The following is a 20,175-nucleotide window of genomic DNA, read 5'->3' as shown; positions in this document are numbered from 1 at the left end:
ACAACCTAGCTTCTGGCGTACGGATTGCTTGAGGCCCGCAGCAGCAGCCTTATGGGCGTGCCGGGCAGATCAAAGGTCTCGCGCATGCCGTTGACCAGATAGCGCTGATAGTCCTCGGGCAACTGGTCGGTGCGGGTACCGAACAGGATGAAGGTGGGCGGCCGCGCCTTGGCCTGCGTGATGTAGCGCAGCTTGAGCCTGCGCCCATCAACAAGCGGCGGCGGATGGCGCTCGACCATCATCTCGAACCAGCGGTTGAGCGCGCCGGTGGGCACGCGGCGGTTCCATACCTCATAAGCGCGGCGCACGGTAGGCAGCAGGCGGTTGATGCCTGCCCCGGTCATGGCCGAGAACGATACGACGGGAATGCCGCGCATCTGCGCAAGCGAGGTCTCGATCCGGTCCTTGATGGCCTGACGGGTCGCTGCCCTGTCCTCCACCGCATCCCACTTGTTCAGCGCCAGCACGCAGCACCGGCCCTCACGCTCGATCAGGCGGGCGATCTGCAGATCCTGTTCATGCACGCCCAGCGTCGCATCGAGCACGAGGATCACGACCTCCGCCATCTTCAGCGCCTCGATGGAGGCGGAGACGGACATCTTCTCCAGCGTCTCGTCAATCCGGGCCTTGCGGCGCAGGCCTGCCGTATCGACAAGCTGGATCGGGCCTTCATCATCATGCAGCATGACGGCAATGGAATCGCGCGTCAGCCCTGGCTCAGGACCGGTAATCATCCGCTCCTCGCCCAGCAGGCGGTTGAGCAGCGTGGACTTGCCCGCATTGGGGCGCCCCACGATGGCAAGGCGCAGCGGGCCGGGCGGGCGCACATCTTCTTCCTCGCCCTCGGCCTGCGCATCCTCGCGCCGGGAGCGGCGGGTGACCTTTTTCACTGGCGGCAGGTCGGTGGGCGGCAGGCGGTCCACGATCTCGCTCATGAGATCGGCCACGCCCTCACCATGTTCGGCCGACATGGCCAGCGGCGTGCCCAGCCCCAGCGAGAACGCTTCCATGGCAGCGGCGGCACCCTGCCGCCCCTCCGCCTTGTTGGCGATCAGCAGCACCGGACGGCCCTGGCGGCGCAGCCAGTTGGCAAAATGCTCATCGGCGGGCGTAATGCCGCTGCGCGCATCAATGCAGAACAGCACGAGATCGGCCTCGGCCACGGCGGATTCGGATGAAGCACGCATGCGGCCGTACAGCGTATCGGGTGCAGCCTCCTCCAGCCCTGCCGTGTCAATGATGCGGATGGCCCGGCCCCGCACGGTGGCCTGACCTTCCTTTCGGTCGCGGGTGACGCCGGGGGTGTCGGCCACGAGCGCCTGCCTGCGGCCAACCAGCCGGTTGAAAATGGTCGACTTGCCGACATTCGGCCTGCCCGCGATCACGACAACCGGCAGCGCATCCACTGGCGCGGATGGAAAAGATGAACTCACTGCGGCAACTTTCTTTTTAGGTATAGGCTATAAGGTAGCCGTTATTATCCATGAGCAACAGCGTATTATCGACCACGATCGGTGCGGTCGTCACTTCAGCTGGCAGCTCGTGCAGGGAGTCGATATGCCCCTGCGCGGGATCGATGATGACAACGCCGTTCTGCTTGAAATTCGAGATGAACACCAGCTTGCCGCCTGCCAGAATCGGGCCATTCCACACGATGCCGCGCTTCTGCTTGTCGGAATTCTCATACTGCCGCAACTGCGTGATCCAGCGCACATGGCCTGAAAGCCGGTCAAGGCAGGCCACCTGCTGGTCCATGGAGATGAGGAAGATCCAGTCCCCGATCACCAGCGGCGTGTTCTGCCCCGAAATGCCGCGCTCCCACAGCCTGCGGCCCGAGCGCATGTCGATGGCGACAAGAACGGCACCGGTGCTGATGGCATAGGCCGTGCCATCAGCAATGACCGGCATGCCATGCACGCACGAGAAATCGATCAGCGCCTGCTGGCCGTTGGTGCTGCCCAGGGTGTCGGCCCACACCACCTCGCCGCCTTCGGCACGCAGCGCCACAAGGTCGCCCGAGCCAAAGCCCGCCAGCACCACCCCATCGGCCACGGCAGGCGCGGGCTGGCCGTAAATCACGGTATCGGCGGCAGTTGCGGCATAGGTCCACAGCACGTTGCCGTTTTCCGCATCAAGGCAGTACAGGTGCTCGTCAATCGTGCCCAGGAACAGTCGCCCGTCGGCTATGGTGGGTGCTGAGCGGCCCGGCGCCTGAATGTTGACGCGCCATTTCAGCTTGCCGGTCGCCGCATCAAGCGCGAGCGCCTGGCCGATGCCATCGACGATGTACAACGTGCCCTTGTCCACACTGATGCCGCCGCCGAGATTGTTCGACATCATCTTGCGCGGCTTGGGGTTGTATTCCCACAGCCTGTGCATGCCGGGCCAGCGATAGGCACGGACCACGCCCTGCGCATCCGCCACGAACAGGCGGCCATCCTGCACGACCGGCGTGGCCTGAATGATACCGCGCCCGCTATCACCAAGCGCCACATAGGAAAGCCATTCCGGCTCGGAATTGCCTGCGCCGATATCATGCGTCCATTCATGGCGCATCTGGCGGCCCCAGGCGATATCGCGCCCCCCGTGGTCAGGGGTTACGCCCGATTGCGGCCATGCGTTCAGCGCCGTGGGGGCGGGAATGGTCACGGCCTGCGTTTCCTCGGGGTCCACCGTCAGGCCAGCGGCGGTGTGCAGCACGTCCGAACGGTGACCGATCAGCAGCGGGGCTTTTTTCTGCTCGCCGGAACAGGCGGCCAGCAGGGCCGCCCCCGTGCCCAGCAACACATGGCGGCGGCTCAGGGCTGATTTCATGGTCTTCCTGTCGGTCGGCGTGGGGGAAGCAGGGGTCGGGCTAGCCACCAGCGTCGCCCCCCAGCGTCTGGAGCATGGCCTCGGCACGGCTGCGCACGCCATCGGCAATGGTCATGTCCATCGCCAGACGCTCGAATCTGGCGCGTGCATCAGCAGGCTTGCCCGTGCGCAGGTCCAGCAGGGCCTCGGCCTCGATGGCCTGCCCGCGCCAGGGCTGGCCCGCGCCATCAAGCACCGCCAGACGCGAACGCAGGGTGGCGGGATCACCGCCGTCAATCTGGTGCTGCACCCACAGCAGGCTGGCGAGCGCTGCAATGGTGGGGTCAACCGCGTGTTCCTGGCTCACGCCATCCCACAGGGCCAGGGCGGCAGGCAGCCTGCCATCTGCGGCCAGCAGGGCCGCGCGCTCCATGCGCTCGAGCACGCGCAGCGGCGGACGGGCCTGCCCATCAAGCGCTTCAAGCTCCTGCAGGCCTTTTTTCTGCCGGGTTGTCAGGCTGGTATCCGCGCCCGTGGCGTCGGGTGCGCGGGTGGCATCCTGCATGGCGGTGAAATAGGCGGCCGAGACGGCGGCATCCGCCTTGTGGGCGCGCGAGACGGAATACTGCCACCCGCCCGCGCCAATGCACACGGCCGCCACCACGACACCGGCGACGACAAGATAGCGCCGCGCCAGTGCCCGGATGCGTTCGGCACGGATTTCCTCATCGACTTCCATGAAGATGTCGTCAGCCACGTTCGTGTCGTTCCCTGCTCGCTTGCGTGGCGCATCGCACCTTACGCGTCGTGATCTCCGGCCCAGCATACCCGGCCCGGCGCGGCACGGCAAACCGCCCGGCCAGCGCTGTGGCCCATTTCCGCCTGTTCGATCACATAGACCGGCCTGTTTTGCACCGCCAGCGATAAGCGGGCGGAAAATGCAAAAAATCAGGTTTTTTCACCGTTTCGCATGCGCCCGGTCACGCAGAAGTCCCTGCGCGGTCAGAACGACCTGCTTCACGCTCAGCCCCTCCATCGGTGCGTTGCCCACCGGACCGGGCGCCATTGCCACCCGTCCCCACGGGCCAGCGGGCGCGTATTCCATCGCCTTGCTGCGGCCAAACAGCCCCAGCGTGGGAATCCGGCTGGCGGCGGCCAGGTGCATGAGCCCCGAATCATTGCCAATGAACAGCGTGCACCGCGCAAGCAAAGCCGCCACCTGTGTCACCGTAAGACCACCCCCCGTGTCCAGCGCATCGGGCAGGCGTTGGATCACCGGCAGGGCACGGGCGCGCTCCGCCTCGCCAGGGCCATACAGAATAACCGGCCGCAGGTGCGGGTCATCGGCCTGCAGAGCTTTGAATACCGACACAAACCGCTCGGGCGGCCAGATCTTGCCATCCCAGTTGGCCGTGGGGCCAAGGGCGATCCAGCGCGTGCCATCATCGGGCAGCATGCGCGCGGCCTGCTCGCGCTCGGCTTCACTTGTCCATGTAACCGGCAGCGGTGCGGGATCAAGGTCCAGCAGGTTGCCGATATGCGTAATCCGTGGCCCCTTGCGGCGGCCGCCCTGCATGACGTGACGCTCGCCCACGCGCAGGAAATAGCTCACGATCGAACTGCGCAGGTCCACGCACAGATCCCATTTCTGCCCCCGGCACTGCCGCCACAGATCGACCCAGTGCATGTTGCGCGGGCGCTTGACCATCTCGATCGTGCGCACGCGGCGCGGCATGTGCGCGAACAGCCCCGCCGCCACCGGCCCGCACGCGATGGTGAAATCGGCCTCGGGGTAGCGCCGCAGCAACGTATCGAGCAGCCCGGTGGAGAGAATGGCATCCCCCAGCCGGGTGGATGTAATGAACAGGATGTGCATTTTCTGGTGCTAGTCAGGTTTTGCGTGCGTGCCAACCTCTCTTTGCCCTTGCCTGCGGGCACGGGCGTGGCCAGATTGCACCCATGGCCAGAATTGCTCACCTTTCCGACCGCAGCGTGCTCAGCGTATCAGGAGCTGATCGCGTCTCCTTCCTGCAGGGGCTTGTCTCCAACGACATGACCACCGTCGCCCCCGGCCAGGCGGTCTGGACCGCGTTTTTGTCCGCGCAGGGCAAGTGGCTGGCGGATTTCTTTGTCTTTGCCGACCCCGAGGGCGAGCGCCTGCTCCTCGATTGCAATGCCAGCCAGGCCGACATGCTGCGCCAGCGCCTGTCGCGCTATCGCCTGCGCGCGCAGGTTGAACTTGGCGAGACCGGCTATGCCGTGCACGCGGCCTGGGGCGAAGGCTTCACCGCGCCCGAAAGCTATCCCGCAGCGCCCGACCCGCGCGTGGCCGGGGCGGGCTGGCGCGTCCTGCTTGGCCACCCCACGCCCCACCCTACGGCGGATGAAGTGGATTACGACCGCCATCGCCTCGCCCTCGGCCTGCCCGACGGACCGCGTGACTGCGAAAGTGACAGGACCCTTCTGCTTGAAGCCAATTTCGACCAGCTCAATGGCATTTCATGGACCAAGGGCTGCTACATGGGCCAGGAACTGACCGCGCGCACGCGCTACCGGGGGCTGGTGCGCCGCCATCTCGTGCCCGTATTGGCCCGCCACGACCTGCCCGAACCCGGCACGCCGGTCATGGCGGGGGAAAAGACGGTGGGCGAGATGCGCTCCTCACGCGATGGCGCGGGGCTGGCCATGATCCGCAGCGAACATCTGCATGATACGGGCCTTGTGGCGGCCGGGCACGCGGTGCGGGTGCATCTGCCACAATGGTTCAGCCTGCCCGCCAAACCGCAATAGGGCATCCTGCCCGCCCCTGTTTTCACGTTTCAAGGTCAATATCCATGCCCTATACGCCGCCTGAACCGGCCACGCGCGCCGCCATGATCGAGCGCGTCAAATTCAATGCCGATGGCCTGATAACCGCCATCGCCCAGCAGCATGACGACGGCGAGGTGCTGATGCTGGCATGGATGAATGCAGAGGCGCTGGACGAAACCCTGCGCACGGGCCGCGTGTGCTACTTCTCGCGCAGCCGTAATGGCCTGTGGCGCAAGGGCGAGACATCAGGCCAGGTGCAGACCCTGGTGGATGCGCGGCTGGACTGCGATCGTGATGCGGTGCTGCTGCTTGTCGACCAGAAAGGGGTTGCCTGCCACACCGGGCGGCGCAGCTGCTTCTATAACGCGCTGCGCCCGGAAGGGATTGTTGAGATCACGCAACCCGAGGTTGCGACTGAAACACTTTATGGCAAGGGCTGAACGGATCATGCAGGAAAACGACGAAGAAAGACGCGAACAGATCAGCAAGCTGGTCTGGATCGGCATTACCGTGGTGGGCACGGTTCTCATGGGCTTTTTCATGCTGCGCAATGAAATGCATGCCCTGATCTCGGAAAACGAACCCGCAACTGCGCCTGTTACGCCCGGCCAGCCCGCGCCGCCTGCCCCGCCTCCAGCAGGTCAATAATCTCGTGGGCCGCCGCATGGGCCGGACTCTCGCCCGGGCCATGCAGGGCCGCACGAATATGGGCAAACCCCATGCGTTGCAGGTCGCGGCTGGCGGGGTCCGCCAGCAGGCGCTCGACGGTGGCGGCCAGCAGTTCGGGCGTGCAGCGCTCCTGCAATAGTTCGGGCACCAGCCTGTGGCCCGCCAGCAGGTTGACCATGGCCACATACGGCACCCGAATCAGCCGCCGCGCGATGGCTGCCGTCAGCGGATTGACACGATAGGTCACGGCCATGGGCACGTTGGCCATGGCCAGTTCCAGCGTGGAGGTGCCTGATTTGGTCAGGGCTGCGGAGGCGGCCGCAAAGGCATCATGCTTGTCGTGCATATCGGTCACGATCAGGGGCCGCACCGGCCACCGGGCCACGCCTGCGCGCACGATATCGGCAATAACGGGCGAGACCGGCACCACGGGCACGATATCGGGCCTGTTGCGCTGCACCAGGGCCAGCATGCGGCCAAATACCGGAAGCAGACGCGGCGCTTCGGAGCGGCGGCTGCCGGGCATGAGCACGAGGATGGGCGCATCAGGCGCAATCCCGTAACGCGCCCGGAATGCCTCAGCCGATCCCTCATCCGCCCCCGACTGCACCACCGGATGACCAACAAAACGCGCCTCGATGCCATGGCGGGCGAAAAATTCCGGCTCAAAGGGCAGCAGGCACAACATGCGCTCCCACAGACCGGGGAATTCGCGCACCCTGTGCTCGCGCCATGCCCAGACCTGCGGGGCCACGTAATGCAGGCGCGGAATGGAGAGCGGCGCGATACGGCGCAGCAGGCGGAGGGTAAAGCCAGGGCTGTCAATGGTAATGACCAGCGCGGGCCTGCGCGCGGTAATATCCCCCACGGCCTGATCGAGCCTGCGCGAGAGATGGCGGATGCGTGGCAGCACCTCAAGCAGGCCCATCACCGCAAGATCACGCAACGGAAAAAGCGATTGCAGCCCCTGCGCCTGCATGCGCTCCCCCCCGATGCCTGCAAAATGCAGGTCCGGCCGCAACTGGCGCAGCGCGATCATGAGGCGGCTGCCCAGCACGTCGCCACTGGCTTCCCCCGCCATGATCCATATGGTCGGGCCGGAGGGAGAAATGCCAGCAGGCACAGGGGAAGATGAAGGCTGGGTCATGCCTGACCGGCTTATCGTGTCAGAAGAAAAGGCGCAAATGGCAGCGACAAAAATATCTGCCCCTGCTTACAGGCCTGAAGCTTTTTTGAAAAACGCTTCACCAAAAACTTCTGTATGGTTTTTTGGCCCATTAATGCGCGTTGAGCAGGCTACTTATGCTGGCGCGGATGTCATCAGGCAGCGGCACGTAGTTCAGCGTTACCGCCGCCTCGCTGCCATGCGCCATGCTCCAGGTAAAGAATTCCCGTACTGCCTGCCCCTGTGGCGTATCGGTGCGGTCAGTCGGAATCAGCACATAGGTCGCGGCCATGATGGGCCATGCCCCCGCGCCATCGCCATCCAGCACATCGGCGGAATGGCTGGCATCGGTAGACCAGTGGGCAGTGGTCACGGCCTGACGGAAGCTTGCATCACCCGCCACCACCACATCACCATGGTGATTGCGCAACTGGGCTATGGGCATGTGATTGCCTGCCGCATAGGCATATTCAAGATAACCGATGCTGCCTTCGGTGTTGCGCACGGCGGCGGCGATGCCGTCATTGCCCCGCGCGCCCTCACCTACCGGCCATTCAATCGAGGTACCGCTACCCTGCTCATGCGCCCAGCGCTGCGAGACGCGGGCCAGATAGGACGTGAACACGAAGGTGGTGCCCGACCCGTCGGCCCGGCGCACCGGGGCCACGGGCATGGCTGGCAGGGTCAGGTCCGGGTTTTCCGCAGCAATACGCGGGTCGTTCCACATGCTGATCCCGCCGCCAAAGATATCGGCCAGCAGGGGGCCGGTCAGGCGCAGGTGGCTGCCATCAACGCCGGGCAGGTTCACCACCGGCACAATGGCGCCAAGCACGGTGGGGAACTGGACCAGCCCGTTCTGCTGGAGCTGGGCTGCGGTCATGGGCGCGTCAGATGCCCCGAAATCCACCGTCCGGGCCTTGACCTGGTTCTGTCCCGCTCCGGAGCCGATGGTCTGGTAATTAAGGCGGATATCGGTGGCCTTTGCAGCCCCAGCCCCCCACGCGCCATAAATCGGCGCGCCAAAGCTGGAGCCGGCACCTGTTATGTCAGTCGCAAAGGCGGGCGGGCTGGCCATGGCCAGCATTGCTACCAGCGCCACGCCCCCGGCGCGCCGCAGGCCCCGCGCCCACCGCCGCGACTCAGCCCCGCAGAACGGCATTGCAGCTTTTATGCGCGGCGGCCACCACCCGTTCACACACAGCCTCGATTTCCGCATCGGTCAGGGTTCCGTCCATCGGCTGCAGGGTTATCTCGATACCCAGCGACTTGTGGCCCGCCGGAATCTTGTCGCCCTCATACACATCAAACAGGCTGACGGCCACGATCAGGTTGCGTTCCGCACCCTTTACGGCCTTGAGCAGTTTTTCCGCTGGCACATCCGCGCTCACCACAAACGCAAAGTCACGCTTGAGTGGCTGGAAGGCCGAGAGCGCGGGCGGGCCCTTGCGCCGGCGCTTGGGTTCGGGCACCGCATCGGGGTACAGCGTAAACGCACATACGGGCACATCGATGCCGCGCGCGGCCAGCAGGGCGGGATGCAACTGCCCAAAATGGCCCAGCACCAGCTTTGGCCCCTGCCGGATCACGCCAGAGCGCCCCGGATGGTAATAAGCGGGCGCATCGGCGCTCAGGCTCAGCCCTTCCATGGCGGCACCCATGGTCGCGAGCGCCGCCAGCGCATCGGCCTTGACCTGCCACAGGTCAACCGGCCGGGCTGGCTGACCGGGCTGGCGGGCACCATGGCCACTGCGGATACCGGCTGCGACCTGCTTCTGGCCATCAGCATCGAAGCCGGGACCAACCTCGAACAGGCCGATATCAGGGTAGCCCCGCGCCGCGTTGGCCCTGATCGCGGCCAGCAGGTTGACCAGCGGGGTCGGGCGCATCTGGTCAAGATCGGCAGCGATGGGGTTGAGCAGGTGCAGGCTGGCGGGGGTTTCGCCAAACTGTGCAGCCTGTTCCTGCGCCACGAAGGAGAAGCCGACCGTTTCGAGCAATCCGCGCGCGGCAAGCGTGCGGCGCAGGCTGGCAATGCGGGCCTGCCGGGGCGTCAGGGCTGGTAGCGGCACGGCGCCATGCACCGGCAGCGACACGGCGGGCACGCTATCCAGCCCGCGCAGGCGCAGCACTTCCTCGATCAGGTCCACTTCCGGGTTGATCGCCACGGCCCCTTCCGCTGCGGCTCTGGCGCGGGCTTCGGGCAGGTCGGGCTGCTGGTCGAGCAGCATGGGCATTGCAATGTCGTTGCGCCACGAAGGCACATCCACCACCACATGGCGGGCATCGCATTCGCGCACCTCAAAGCCCAGCCCCTCAAGCAGGTGCACGGCGTGATCCGGCTCTTCCACCAGGCCGCCAAGGGTTTCAAGCCGGGCGAATTCCAGATGCGCCTGCCGCTGCCACGCGGGCTCGGCCCCGGCGGAGACCACGTTATCGGCAACACCACCGCACAGGTCGATGATCATGCGCGTCGCAGCCTCGAGGGCCACGGGCGGCAGGGCCTGGTCCACCCCGCGCTCAAAGCGCTGGCGGGCATCGGAATGCAGGTTGTGCCGCCGCCCGGCCAGTGCAATGGCCACGGGGTCGAACAGGGCGCATTCCACGAATACGGAGGTCGTCTCCTCGCTCACGCCACTTTCCGCCCCGCCCATGATGCCTGCAAGCGACAGCACGCCGCTGCTGTCGGCAATCACGCAGTCATCGGGGGTCATGACGTGCTCGCTGCCATCGAGCGCGGTAAAGGTCTCGCCAGCCCCCCGGCAGATGGTCAGTTCACCGCCACGGATCCTGTCGGCATCGAACACATGCAGCGGGCGGCCAAGGTCATGGGTGAAGAAATTGGTGATATCGACCAGCGCCGAGATCGGGCGCAGGCCGATCGATTCCAGCCTCCGGCGCAGCCATGCCGGGCTGGGGCCGTTTTTCACGCCACGGATGGTGCGGCCAAGCACCCACGGGCAGGCCTCGGGGTAGGTGATGCGCCAGTTGATGGCGCTCTCGCCCTGTCCTTCCACCGTCTCGACCAGCCAGGGCTTCAGCTTGCCAAGCCCGGCTGCCGCCAGGTCACGCGCAACACCGCGCACGGCCAGCGCATCGCCCCGGTTGGGGGTGATGGCGATGTCGATCACGGGATCGTCCAGCCTGGCGAAGAGCGGGTAGGACTGACCCGGCGCCGTGCCTTCGGGCAGTTCGGCAATGCCGTCACTCTCCTCGCCAAGGCCGAGTTCGCGCAGCGAGCACAGCATGCCGCCACTGGCCTCGCCGCGCAGCTTGCCGGCCTTGATGGTAATGCCCGAAGCAGGAATATGCGTGCCCGGCGGCGCGAAGATGACATGCAGCCCCGCACGCGCATTGGGCGCGCCGCACACGACCTGCACGCGCTCGAACCCCTCGCCTGCATCGACCTGGCATACGCGCAGGCGGTCGGCATTGGGGTGCTGCACGGCCTCGATGATGCGGGCGGTGCGGAACGACGCCAGCGCCGCACCGGGGTCTTCCACGCCTTCCACCTCAAGGCCGATGGTGTTCAGCGTGGCGGTGATCTCTTCCAGCGTCGCGGTGGTCTCAAGGTGTTCGCGCAGCCAGGACAGGGAGAACTTCATCGATCACAGACCTTCGTGCAGCAGGGCGGGAGACAGGGGGCTGGTGCCGTAATGGCGCAACCAGCGGACATCGCTTTCATAGAACGAGCGCAGATCGGGGATGCCGTGGCGCAGCATGGTCAGCCGCTCGATGCCCATGCCAAAGGCAAAGCCCTGCCACTGCCGCGCATCCAGCCCGCAATTGGCCAGCACGCGGGGATGGACCATGCCCGCACCCAGCACTTCCAGCCAGTCATCGCCCGCGCCGATCTGGCCGGTCCTGCGCGACCAGCCGATGTCGATTTCCATCGACGGCTCGGTGAACGGGAAGTAGGAGGCGCGGAAACGCACCGGCAGCTCTGGCATCTGGAAGAACGCGCGCAGGAAGTCGGACAGGCAGCCCTTGAGGTGGCCGAGCGTAATTCCCTTCTCGATCACCAGCCCCTCGCACTGGTGGAACATGGGGGAATGCGTGGCATCATGGTCGGCACGGTAGGTGCGGCCGGGGGCGATGATGCGGATGGGCGGTTCCTGGCCCAGCATGGTGCGGATCTGCACGCCCGATGTCTGGGTGCGCAGCACGCGCTCGGGCTGGCCTTCGGCCTCGGGCGGCAGATAGAACGTATCCTGATCGGTCCGCGCGGGATGATGGGCGGGCGTGTTGAGCGCCGAGAAGTTGTGCCAGTCGCTCTCGATATCCGGGCCTTCAGCAATCTGGAAGCCCATGGAGCCGAAGATGGCGGCCATCTCCTCGATGGTGCGGGTGATGGGGTGCAGCAAACCCTCGGCCTCGGGCGTGCAGGGCAGCGTTACATCCACGCGCTCGGCGGCGAGGCGGGCGTTGAGTGCCGCGGCCTCGAGCTCCTGGCCACGGGCCTCGATCAGGCGGGTCAGTTCATCACGCAGGCGGTTGAGTGCGGCGCCACGGGCGCGGCGCTCGTCGGGCGTCATGCGCCCGAGTTCCTTGAGCAGCGCGGTCAGCCTGCCCGACTTGCCCAGCGTGCCCACGCGCACGCTATCCCACGCGCGCTGGTCGGTCGCGGCAGCGAGTGCCTGAACTGTCTGTTCCCTCAGGGTTTCGAGATCGTCACTCATAGCACCTCGCACAGGCTCTCAATCGGGCGGGCTGGCAAGGGCATCAGTCTGGCCACCAGACCCGGCGCGTGTTTGCGCCCGCAACCGCCACGGCGGCAGGGTGCGGGCATCGTATAAAACAAAACGGGCCGCCCCTGCGGACGACCCGTTTCGTGGACCTGTCGCCACGCGGGCGGAAACAGGGATCAGGCCAGAGCGGCCTGCGCCTTCTTCACAATCTCGGCAAAGGTTGCCGCGTCGTCATAGGCGATGGCGGCGAGAACCTTGCGGTCGATCTCGATGCCAGCCTTGTCCAGGCCGTTGATGAAGCGGCTGTAGGTCAGGCCATGCTCGCGCACCGCAGCGTTGATACGCTGGATCCACAGGGCGCGGAACTCACGCTTCTTGTTGCGGCGATCGCGATACGCATACTGAAGCGACTTTTCCAGACGTTCCAGCGCGATGCGGTAATTGGTGGAGGAACGACCCCGGAAGCCCTTGGAAGCTGCCAGAACCTTCTTGTGACGGGCGAGCGTCGTTACGCCGCGTTTCACACGTGCCATATCTCAGGTGCTCCTTATGCCAGGCCGTAGGGGGCCCACTGCTTTACAGTGCGGCCATCCATTTCCGTCAGCACCTGCGAACCACGGTTCGTGCGCTTCATCTTCTGCGAGCGGTTGATCAGGCCGTGGCGCTTGTTGCCGGGCCCTGCCAGCACCTTGCCGGTGGCGGTGATCTTGAACCGCTTCTTGACCGAAGACTTGGTCTTCATCTTGGGCATTTGCTTCTCCTTAAGGTTTAAAGGCTGCGCCCCGCCCTGTTACAGGCAGGAACGCCATTGCGGCCGGGCATGCCCTACAGGCCCGGACGCGCGAACAGGCAGGCTATAGACAACCTGGCAGGCCCGATCAACCCCCTTGATGGCCTGAGCCGTCCTTTCCCCTGTCCGCTCCATGCTGTAGGAGGAAAAAGCACCATAATAACCGGGAGGAAAAACAAAATGACCCAACGCGTAGCCTACGTAACCGGCGGCAGCCGCGGCATTGGCGCGGGCATTGCCAGGGCTCTGGCAAAGGACGGGTATGACATTGCCATCTCCTACGCCCGCAACGAGAAGGCCGCCGAGGAAACCGTGGCCGAAATCCGCGCCCTGGGCCGCCGCGCCATGGCCATCTGCTGCGATGGCGAAGGCAATGGCAACCGCGCGGCCATACAGCGCGTGGTGCGCGACCTTGGCCGCATCGACGCGCTGGTGTGCAATGCGGGCGTCTACCCCCATGGTGACGTGAGCGAGATGACCGACGCGCAGGTCGATGCCGTGCTGGGCCTGAACGTGCGCGCCGTGATGATCGAGGCCATCGAGGCCTCGCGCCACATGACAAAGGGCGGCCGCATCATCCTGATCGGCTCGGCCTTTGCCGATCGCTCGCCCTTCCCCGGCATTTCGCTCTATTCGGCCTCCAAGGCGGCGCTGAACGGGTTCGCCCGCGGGGCGGCGCGTGACCTTGGCCCGCGCGGCATCACCATCAACGTGGTCCAGCCCGGCCCGATCGATACCGACATGAACCCCGCCACCGGGCCGGCTGCCGACCTGCTGCGCAGCTTCATGTGCCACAAGGAATACGGCCAGGTGAGCGACATCGCCACCGTGGTCTCGTTCCTTGCCAGCCCGCAGGCCAGCTTCATTACCGGCTCGGCGCTGACGACCGATGGCGGCATTACGGCCTGAACACCCCCTGAAGACCCGGGCGGCACCACGCCGCCCGGCCCCGACACGGATCACGCACGGCGACATCCTGCCGCCCCTATCCCCCATGAAGCCATTCCGTATGGAATGAGCAGCCATTCGCGGCGGCACCACCGCGAAACCGTATCCGGGCAGGATAAAACGTGGCATTGATGCCCGCCTGCGTCCGATCGAGAAATTCCATGCCAGACAGAACGCCCGCCCCTGCCCGCACGGCTCCCGCCATACGTATTTCATTCCGGAATGCCAACATAAGCCTGAAGTGGGGCTGCCTGCTTGCCCTCTCGGTTGCCTTTACCGTTCCGCTGCATGCCATGCACCTGCCCGCCGCCATCCTCATCGGTCCGATGTTCGCCGCCGTGGTGCTAGCGGTCAATGAGGCCCACCTCCCCATTCCTGGCCCCGCCTTCCTGCTGGCGCAGGGCATTGTGGGGTGCATGATCGCCCGCAGCCTGCGGATCAGCATTTTCTCCAAGGTGATTGGCGAGGGGCCTTTTTTCCTTGGCGGGGTCCTGTGCGTGATCGTTCTGTGCACCCTGATCGGCTTCTGCCTGGCGCGGTGGAAGGTTCTGCCCGGCAGCACGGCCCTGTGGGGCGCCTCGCCGGGCGCAGCCACAATCATGACCCTCATGTCGCAGGCCTATGGCGCGGATATGCGGCTCGTCGCCTTCATGCAGTATTTCCGTGCCGCCGCCGTTGCCATAGCGGCCACAACCATGGCGCGCGGCACAACCCCGGTCACGGCTGATGCAGCGAGCGCGTTCTGGACGATGCCCGCATCATGGAACGCCTTTGGCGAGACGATTGCCGTCATCGTGGCGGGCGTATGTCTCGCCCATATGCTGCGACTCTCAGCAGGCGCGCTCATGCTGCCACTTATATTTGCAACAGCGCTGCAGGATACGGGCCTGCTGTCGATCGACCTGCCGCCATGGTTTCTTGCCAGCGGTTACGCCGTGCTGGGCTGGGGCATCGGGCTGCGCTTTACGCGCGCCACGCTGCATTACGCCGCACGCGCGCTCCCTTATATATTCGTGGCCATCATGCTGATGATTGCAGGCTGCGGGGCAATGGCGCTCGCACTCGCCCGTTTCAAGCACGTCTCGCTGCTGACCGCCTATCTGGCCACCAGCCCGGGGGGCGAGGACACCGTGGCCATCATCGCGGCCACCACGCCCGGCGTTGACATGCCCTTCGTCATGGCCATGCAGACCGTGCGCTTTGTGCTCGTGCTGTTTACCGGCCCGTTTCTGGCCCGCACGCTCAGCCGGTGGGTTGAACGGTAGCCCAATCCATACGGACGCCGAGGCCTCTTCCCAACGTGTTGACACGCATGCCTCCGCACGCGCGGTCCGTGCAGGGCAACGCCAGACGTTACGGCCGGAATCACGCTTCACAGCCATGCCGGAAGCAGACTGTGACTGACAATCAATTTTTTAAGGAAATTATGGCTGGGGGACCTGGATTCGAACCAGGGCTGACCGGGTCAGAGCCGGTAGTTCTACCGCTAAACTATCCCCCAGCAAGGAGAGAGCGGCGCGATGCGCTGCGGTGATCAGGCATATACCCGCCTGCTCCGGGGGGTGCAACCCCCTGCTGCGCATTTTTATAAACTTTTCTCTTTTGTCTTGCGTTTTGTGCAGAACACTCAACACAATAGGTAATACCTTGGCCGTCAAACGGGTTTGGGATGAACATGGTCCAGCAGCCGCTTAGTGCAAAGATACGCCAGCCGGCCGGGATTGCGCCCCGCCCGCCCGCCATGCACCGCCGCTTCATGCGCGCGCCGCTTTATGCCGCCATTGACCTTGGCACCCATAACTGCCGCCTGCTCATTGCCCGCGCGGGCGAGCACGGCCTGCGCGTGATCGACAGTTTCAGCCGCGCCGTGCGCCTTGGCGAGGGGCTGCACCATTCCGGCCAACTGGCCGATGCCGCCATGGAGCGCACGCTTGCCGCCCTTCAGTCCTGCGTGGCGCGCATGGGGCTGTATGACCTGCACGGCCACCGCGCCATCGCCACCGAGGCATGCAGGCAAGCGGCCAATGGCATGGAATTCATAGGTCGCGTGCTGCATGAGACCGGGCTCGACATATCCGTCATTTCCGCGCGGGAGGAAGCCGAACTGGCGCTGGCGGCCTGCACCTCCCTGCTGCAGGGCGGCCGGGCGGGCACCAGTCGGGGGCTCTTGTTCGATATTGGCGGCGGCTCGACCGAGATCGCCTGGGCGCGCATCGACCGCGAGGCCAGGCGGCATGACCTGTCGGGCTATGTCAGCCTGCCGGTGGGAATCATGACCCTGGCCGAGCGCCATGGCGCCGATATCTTTACCGATCGAGGCTACCACGGCGTCGTATCCGAAATCAGCGACGTGCTGCGCGGCTTTGACGACGTGCACTGCATCGCACGTGAGATCGCGCGCCAGAATGTCATGCTGCTGGGCACCAGCGGCACCGTGACCACGCTGGCCAGCCTCGCCCTGGGCCAGGACCGTTATGACCGTAGCGGCATTGATGGCTCCGCCCTGTCCGTGCCCCGCGCCCTGAGCATGATCGACACCCTGCGCGCGGGCGGGCTCGAGGGGATGGTGCGCAACCCCGTCATCGGGGCGGAGCGCGCACGCTACATCCTGCCGGGCTGCGCCATATTCGAGGCCATCGTCACCACATGGCCCATGCCGGAAGTTACCGTGGCCGACCGGGGATTGCGCGACGGCCTGCTTTTACGCATGATTGGCGACCGCAGGCGACAGGCGGCCCCAGCCACCGCGCCGCCTTCCTTTTCCCTGTACAATCGTTTGGAGCACCAGGTCAGTTCCTGACCGCGTCCCGTCATGAAGCAGCGTTCCACCACCCGCATTCCCGGCAAGGCCCGTACCAGCAGTCTCACCCCCGGCACGGGCAACAGCGCGGCCGACGGGCAGGCCGCCCAGACCAACCGCACCAAGACCGTAACCGTAAAGAAGGCACGCGGGCGCACCACCGCCCAGCACCGCTGGCTCCAGCGCCAGCTCAACGACCCCTACGTGCAGGCCGCCCAGAAGCAGGGCTGGCGCTCGCGCGCCGCCTTCAAGCTGATCGAACTTGATGACCGTTTTCACCTCATCACGCCGGGCACGCGCATCGTTGATCTTGGCGCGGCGCCGGGCGGCTGGACGCAGGTCGCGGTCAAGCGGGGCGCTGCCGAGGTGGTGGGCGTGGACCTGCTGCCCGTCGATCCCGTGCCGGGCGCCACCATCATCGAAGGGGATTTCAACGACCCCGACATGCCAGACCGCCTGACGGAACTGCTGGGCGGGCGGGCCGACGTGGTCATGTCCGACATGGCGCCCAACACCACGGGTCATGCGCCGACCGATCACCTGCGCATCATCGGCCTGGCCGAACTGGCGCTGGATTTCGCAACGCGCATTCTCGCCCCCGGCGGCGCGTTCGTGGCCAAGGTGTTCCAGGGCGGGTCGGAAAAGCAGATGCTGGCTGAACTCAAGCGCCAGTTCACGCAGGTGCGCCACGCCAAGCCGCCGGCGAGCCGCAAGGAATCCAGCGAGCTTTACGTGGTGGCCACGGGCTTTCGTGGCCCTGATGGTGAAGGGGAAGACTGAAACCACCCTCCCCCTTCGGGCCGTCATGCCGCGTGGTGATCATCCCACAGCCATGCGGCGCCCCGCACGCCCGAGCTGTCGCCATGCTGGTTGCGCACGATTGGCGTGGTGCAGTTGGGGGTGATGACATAGCGGCGCATGAGGCGGGGCACGCGCTCATAGATCGAATCAAGGTTCGACACGCCGCCGCCAAGCACGATGATGTCGGGGTCCATGAAGTTGATGGCCATGGCGCAGGCGCGGGCCATGCGGTCCATGTAGCGGTCGAGCGCGCCGATGGCGGTCAGGTCGCCTGCCTCGGCTTCCTGCTCGATATGGGCGGCGCTGCGGTGGCCGGGACCTTTCCAGTCCTGCGCCAGCGCCGAGCCGCTGAGAAAGCGCTCCATGCACCCTTCATTGCCGCAGAAGCATTTGGGCATGGGAAATTCCTCAATGCGCGGCCACGGCAGCGGCACATGCCCCCATTCACCCGCAATGTGGTTATGGCCGATCAGCAGTTTCTGGTCGACCACGATGCCAGCGCCCATGCCGGTGCCAATAATTACGCCAAACACGCTGTGATGACCCGCCCCCGCGCCATCAATCGCCTCCGACAACGCGAAGCAGTTCGCATCGTTCTCGACGCGCACGTCACGCCCGAGGGCTGCCGTCATGTCCACGATCAGGGGCTGGTTATTGAGCCACGTGGCATTGGCGTTCTTGATTACGCCCGTATCGGGGCTGATGGAGCCGGGAATGCCGATTCCAACCGTGCCGGTCCCCCCGAGTTCCTGGTCAACGCCCCGGATCAGGTCGCACATGGCCTCGATGGCCGCAGGGTAGTTGCCAGGATTGGCAATGCGGCGGCGCAGCAGCTCGGCGCCATCCATGCCAAGGGCGGTTATTTCGATCTTGGTTCCACCAAAATCAATTCCAATACGATACTCGGCCATCCGGAGTCTTTCTTTCATCATGTTTTATCAGTGGCGCATTTGCTTTTATGATCGTACCTGCACGCAACATCAAACCCTGATGCAAGGGCATAGCTGCCAACCACCAAGGAGGCATGGCCACCCATGAGTGAAATCCTGCTAGACGCGCGCGGCCTCACCTGCCCCCTGCCCGTGCTCAAGGCCAACCGCATGCTGCGCGGCCTGCCCCCCGGCGCGCGGCTGCGCGTCATCGCGACCGACCGGGCCTCGGTTGCGGATTTCCAGGCTTTCTGCCGTGAAACGGGCCATGCCCTCATCGCTTTTGGCGAGGAAGGCGGCACGCTTTCCTTCGTCATCCGCCGCAGGCCCGACGCCACACCCGCTCCCGCCACGCCACCGGCCTCGGCATAGACTCCAAAATACCGTAAAACACGTTGTCCCCTTGGCAGGAGGGCCTTCAAGGATGTAATGCCTCCGCCAGCCCCGTTATTTCAGGAAGTGCCGCGCCCACATGACCGATGACCTGACCAACCTTTCCTTCGAGGAGGCTCTGGCCGAACTTGAAGCCATCGTGCGCCAGCTTGAGGTCGGCCAGCTGCGGCTGGAAGACGCGATCACCGCCTATGAGCGTGGCGCCGCCCTGCGACAGTACTGTCAGAAGAAACTGGACGAGGCCGAGGCCCGCGTTCAGGCGATTGTCCAGCGTGCCGATGGCGCGCTGGAAACGAAACCAATGGATTGATGCACCAGATGAGCCAAACAACAGCACCCTCGTCCCAAACAGACGGAACGGATCGCATGGTCCGTCTGCGTGCATCCATGTCCGCGCGCGCCAGCGCCATCGAGACGATGATCGACCGCCTCCTCCCGCGTGTGGAAGGCGGCGAGGCCCGCCTGATCGATGCCATGCGCTATGCCACCCTGGGCGGCGGCAAGCGCCTGCGCGGCTACCTGGTGGCCGAAGTGGCCAGTCTGTTCAAAACCGGCGCCGAGGCGGCAGACCGTGTCGCGGCCTCGGTCGAGATGCTGCATGCCTACTCCCTGGTGCATGACGACCTGCCCGCCATGGATGATGACGACCTGCGCCGGGGCCAGCCTTCCACCCACCGCAAGTTCGATGAGGCCACCGCCATCCTCGCCGGTGATGCGCTGCAGACCATGTCGTTCGACATACTGGCCAATCCGCTGACGCATGCCTCAGCCGAAGTGCGCATCAACCTCGTGCGCGCGCTGGCCGACGCCTCGGGCGCGGCCGGCATGGTGGGCGGCCAGATGATCGACATGGAAGGCGAAGGCCGCGCCCTTTCGCTTGAGGAAGTCGCGCGCCTGCATGCGCTGAAAACCGGCTGCCTGATCCGTTACGCCGCCGAGGCCGGGGCCATCCTTGGCCAGGCCAACGATGACGTGCGCAGGCGCATCTCGGCCTATGGCCGTGACCTTGGCGCCGCTTTCCAGATTGCCGATGACGTGCTCGACGCCACCGCCAGCGCCGAGGAACTCGGCAAGACCGCAGGCAAGGACGAAGCGGCTGGCAAGTCCACCTATGTCGCCCTGCTGGGCGTGGAGGGCGCCGCGCGTGAGGCGCGGCGCGTGGCCGAGCAGGCCGAATCCCATATCGACATCTTCGGGCCCGAGGCGGATCGCCTGCGCGACCTGGTGCATTACGTGGTCGAGCGCAGGAACTGATCGACATGAGCGAGAGCAACACGTCCTCCACCATCCCCACCCTTGGGCGCTACGCCCAGCTTGACCGGGTGCAGTGGCCGCACGACATGCGCAACCTCTCGGTCGAGCAGCTCAAGCAGCTTGCGGAGGAACTGCGG

At 65.4% G+C, this 20,175-nt stretch carries 21 protein-coding genes and 1 tRNA gene; 10 read left to right on the top strand and 12 right to left on the bottom strand.

Going from position 1 to position 20,175, the window contains the following annotated elements; translation table 11 throughout:
- Positions 1-5: 5 nt before the first annotated feature.
- From der to CDI09_RS08560, 4 genes are all read right to left on the bottom strand, one after another.
- Positions 6-1,433, bottom strand: a complete 1,428-nt coding sequence (gene der, locus CDI09_RS08575) for a ribosome biogenesis GTPase Der (protein ID WP_078524131.1) — start codon at positions 1,431-1,433, stop codon at positions 6-8.
- A 16-nt stretch (positions 1,434-1,449) separates the two neighbouring features.
- Positions 1,450-2,814, bottom strand: coding sequence for a PQQ-like beta-propeller repeat protein (locus tag CDI09_RS08570; protein ID WP_110571256.1), 1,365 nt, complete (start codon positions 2,812-2,814; stop codon positions 1,450-1,452).
- 40 nt (positions 2,815-2,854) lie between these two features.
- A complete protein-coding gene (locus tag CDI09_RS08565) occupies positions 2,855-3,550 on the bottom strand; it encodes a hypothetical protein (protein WP_078524135.1) in 696 nt (231 codons plus the stop codon).
- A gap of 201 nt (positions 3,551-3,751) precedes the next feature.
- A complete protein-coding gene (locus CDI09_RS08560) occupies positions 3,752-4,669 on the bottom strand; it encodes a glycosyltransferase family 9 protein (RefSeq protein ID WP_078524137.1) in 918 nt (305 codons plus the stop codon).
- 83 nt (positions 4,670-4,752) lie between these two features.
- Here CDI09_RS08560 and ygfZ point away from each other — a divergent pair, with 83 nt between their 5' ends.
- From ygfZ to CDI09_RS08545, 3 genes are read left to right on the top strand one after another with little or no spacing between them, the layout of a single operon-like run.
- Positions 4,753-5,583 (top strand): CAF17-like 4Fe-4S cluster assembly/insertion protein YgfZ, encoded by an 831-nt coding sequence (ygfZ, locus tag CDI09_RS08555; RefSeq protein ID WP_078524139.1) that lies wholly within the window; start codon positions 4,753-4,755, stop codon positions 5,581-5,583.
- A gap of 44 nt (positions 5,584-5,627) precedes the next feature.
- The gene (gene hisI / locus CDI09_RS08550) at positions 5,628-6,044 is read left to right on the top strand and encodes a phosphoribosyl-AMP cyclohydrolase (protein ID WP_078524140.1); all 417 of its coding nucleotides are present in this window, start codon (positions 5,628-5,630) and stop codon (positions 6,042-6,044) included.
- A gap of 7 nt (positions 6,045-6,051) precedes the next feature.
- Positions 6,052-6,252 carry a hypothetical protein gene (locus CDI09_RS08545; protein WP_236944589.1) on the top strand — a complete coding sequence of 67 codons (201 nt, stop codon included), beginning with the start codon at positions 6,052-6,054 and terminating at the stop codon, positions 6,250-6,252.
- Here CDI09_RS08545 and lpxB read toward each other — a convergent pair.
- The 6 genes from lpxB to rpmI form a co-directional block, all read right to left on the bottom strand.
- Positions 6,203-7,420 (bottom strand): lipid-A-disaccharide synthase, encoded by a 1,218-nt coding sequence (lpxB, locus tag CDI09_RS08540; RefSeq protein ID WP_078524143.1) that lies wholly within the window; start codon positions 7,418-7,420, stop codon positions 6,203-6,205. The two genes, CDI09_RS08545 and lpxB, sit on opposite strands and share 50 nt — an antisense overlap.
- A 130-nt stretch (positions 7,421-7,550) precedes the next feature.
- Positions 7,551-8,597 (bottom strand): phosphate ABC transporter substrate-binding protein PstS, encoded by a 1,047-nt coding sequence (pstS, locus tag CDI09_RS08535; protein ID WP_078524145.1) that lies wholly within the window; start codon positions 8,595-8,597, stop codon positions 7,551-7,553.
- The gene (gene pheT / locus CDI09_RS08530; RefSeq protein WP_078524147.1) at positions 8,578-11,040 is read right to left on the bottom strand and encodes a phenylalanine--tRNA ligase subunit beta; all 2,463 of its coding nucleotides are present in this window, start codon (positions 11,038-11,040) and stop codon (positions 8,578-8,580) included. Before pheT ends, pstS begins: the two co-directional genes overlap by 20 nt.
- Before the next feature lie 3 nt (positions 11,041-11,043).
- Positions 11,044-12,114, bottom strand: a complete 1,071-nt coding sequence (gene pheS / locus CDI09_RS08525; protein WP_078524149.1) for a phenylalanine--tRNA ligase subunit alpha — start codon at positions 12,112-12,114, stop codon at positions 11,044-11,046.
- Between the two features lie 185 nt (positions 12,115-12,299).
- Complete coding sequence (gene rplT, locus CDI09_RS08520) at positions 12,300-12,656, bottom strand: 50S ribosomal protein L20 (RefSeq protein ID WP_014104634.1); 357 nt, start codon at positions 12,654-12,656, stop codon at positions 12,300-12,302.
- 14 nt (positions 12,657-12,670) lie between these two features.
- On the bottom strand, positions 12,671-12,874 hold the full coding sequence (gene rpmI / locus CDI09_RS08515; protein ID WP_007400447.1) for a 50S ribosomal protein L35: 204 nt from the start codon (positions 12,872-12,874) through the stop codon (positions 12,671-12,673).
- A gap of 219 nt (positions 12,875-13,093) precedes the next feature.
- Here rpmI and CDI09_RS08510 point away from each other — a divergent pair, with 219 nt between their 5' ends.
- Both CDI09_RS08510 and CDI09_RS08505 read left to right on the top strand, forming a co-directional pair.
- Entirely contained in the window at positions 13,094-13,822 is a 729-nt protein-coding gene (locus tag CDI09_RS08510) for an SDR family NAD(P)-dependent oxidoreductase (protein ID WP_078524151.1), read from the top strand.
- A gap of 200 nt (positions 13,823-14,022) precedes the next feature.
- Positions 14,023-15,126: an AbrB family transcriptional regulator gene (locus CDI09_RS08505; RefSeq protein ID WP_078524152.1), complete on the top strand. Its 1,104-nt coding sequence runs from the start codon at positions 14,023-14,025 to the stop codon at positions 15,124-15,126.
- A 162-nt stretch (positions 15,127-15,288) separates the two neighbouring features.
- On the opposite strand, the gene CDI09_RS08500 is transcribed toward CDI09_RS08505, so the two are convergent.
- A tRNA-Gln gene (locus CDI09_RS08500) sits at positions 15,289-15,362 on the bottom strand.
- Positions 15,363-15,530: 168 nt separating this feature from the next.
- On the opposite strand from CDI09_RS08500, the gene CDI09_RS08495 reads away from it, so the two are divergent.
- Together CDI09_RS08495 and CDI09_RS08490 are read left to right on the top strand one after the other, a co-directional pair.
- Positions 15,531-16,661, top strand: a complete 1,131-nt coding sequence (locus CDI09_RS08495; protein ID WP_078524153.1) for a Ppx/GppA phosphatase family protein — start codon at positions 15,531-15,533, stop codon at positions 16,659-16,661.
- A 12-nt stretch (positions 16,662-16,673) separates the two neighbouring features.
- Positions 16,674-17,441, top strand: a complete 768-nt coding sequence (locus CDI09_RS08490; RefSeq protein WP_078524155.1) for an RlmE family RNA methyltransferase — start codon at positions 16,674-16,676, stop codon at positions 17,439-17,441.
- Between the two features lie 23 nt (positions 17,442-17,464).
- Here CDI09_RS08490 and CDI09_RS08485 read toward each other — a convergent pair whose 3' ends face one another.
- Complete coding sequence (locus CDI09_RS08485; RefSeq protein ID WP_078524157.1) at positions 17,465-18,373, bottom strand: ROK family protein; 909 nt, start codon at positions 18,371-18,373, stop codon at positions 17,465-17,467.
- Between the two features lie 123 nt (positions 18,374-18,496).
- Between CDI09_RS08485 and CDI09_RS08480 the strand changes: the two genes are divergently transcribed.
- From CDI09_RS08480 to CDI09_RS08470, 3 genes are all read left to right on the top strand, one after another.
- Positions 18,497-18,763 (top strand): sulfurtransferase TusA family protein, encoded by a 267-nt coding sequence (locus CDI09_RS08480; protein WP_078524159.1) that lies wholly within the window; start codon positions 18,497-18,499, stop codon positions 18,761-18,763.
- Between the two features lie 100 nt (positions 18,764-18,863).
- Entirely contained in the window at positions 18,864-19,094 is a 231-nt protein-coding gene (locus CDI09_RS08475; protein WP_078524161.1) for an exodeoxyribonuclease VII small subunit, read from the top strand.
- Between the two features lie 56 nt (positions 19,095-19,150).
- Entirely contained in the window at positions 19,151-20,038 is an 888-nt protein-coding gene (locus tag CDI09_RS08470; protein WP_078524162.1) for a polyprenyl synthetase family protein, read from the top strand.
- Positions 20,039-20,175 lie beyond the last annotated feature (137 nt).

Origin of the sequence: Komagataeibacter nataicola, assembly GCF_003207795.1 — a bacterium.
GTDB lineage: Bacteria > Pseudomonadota > Alphaproteobacteria > Acetobacterales > Acetobacteraceae > Komagataeibacter > Komagataeibacter nataicola.
This window is presented reverse-complemented; position numbering and strand designations above follow the sequence as displayed.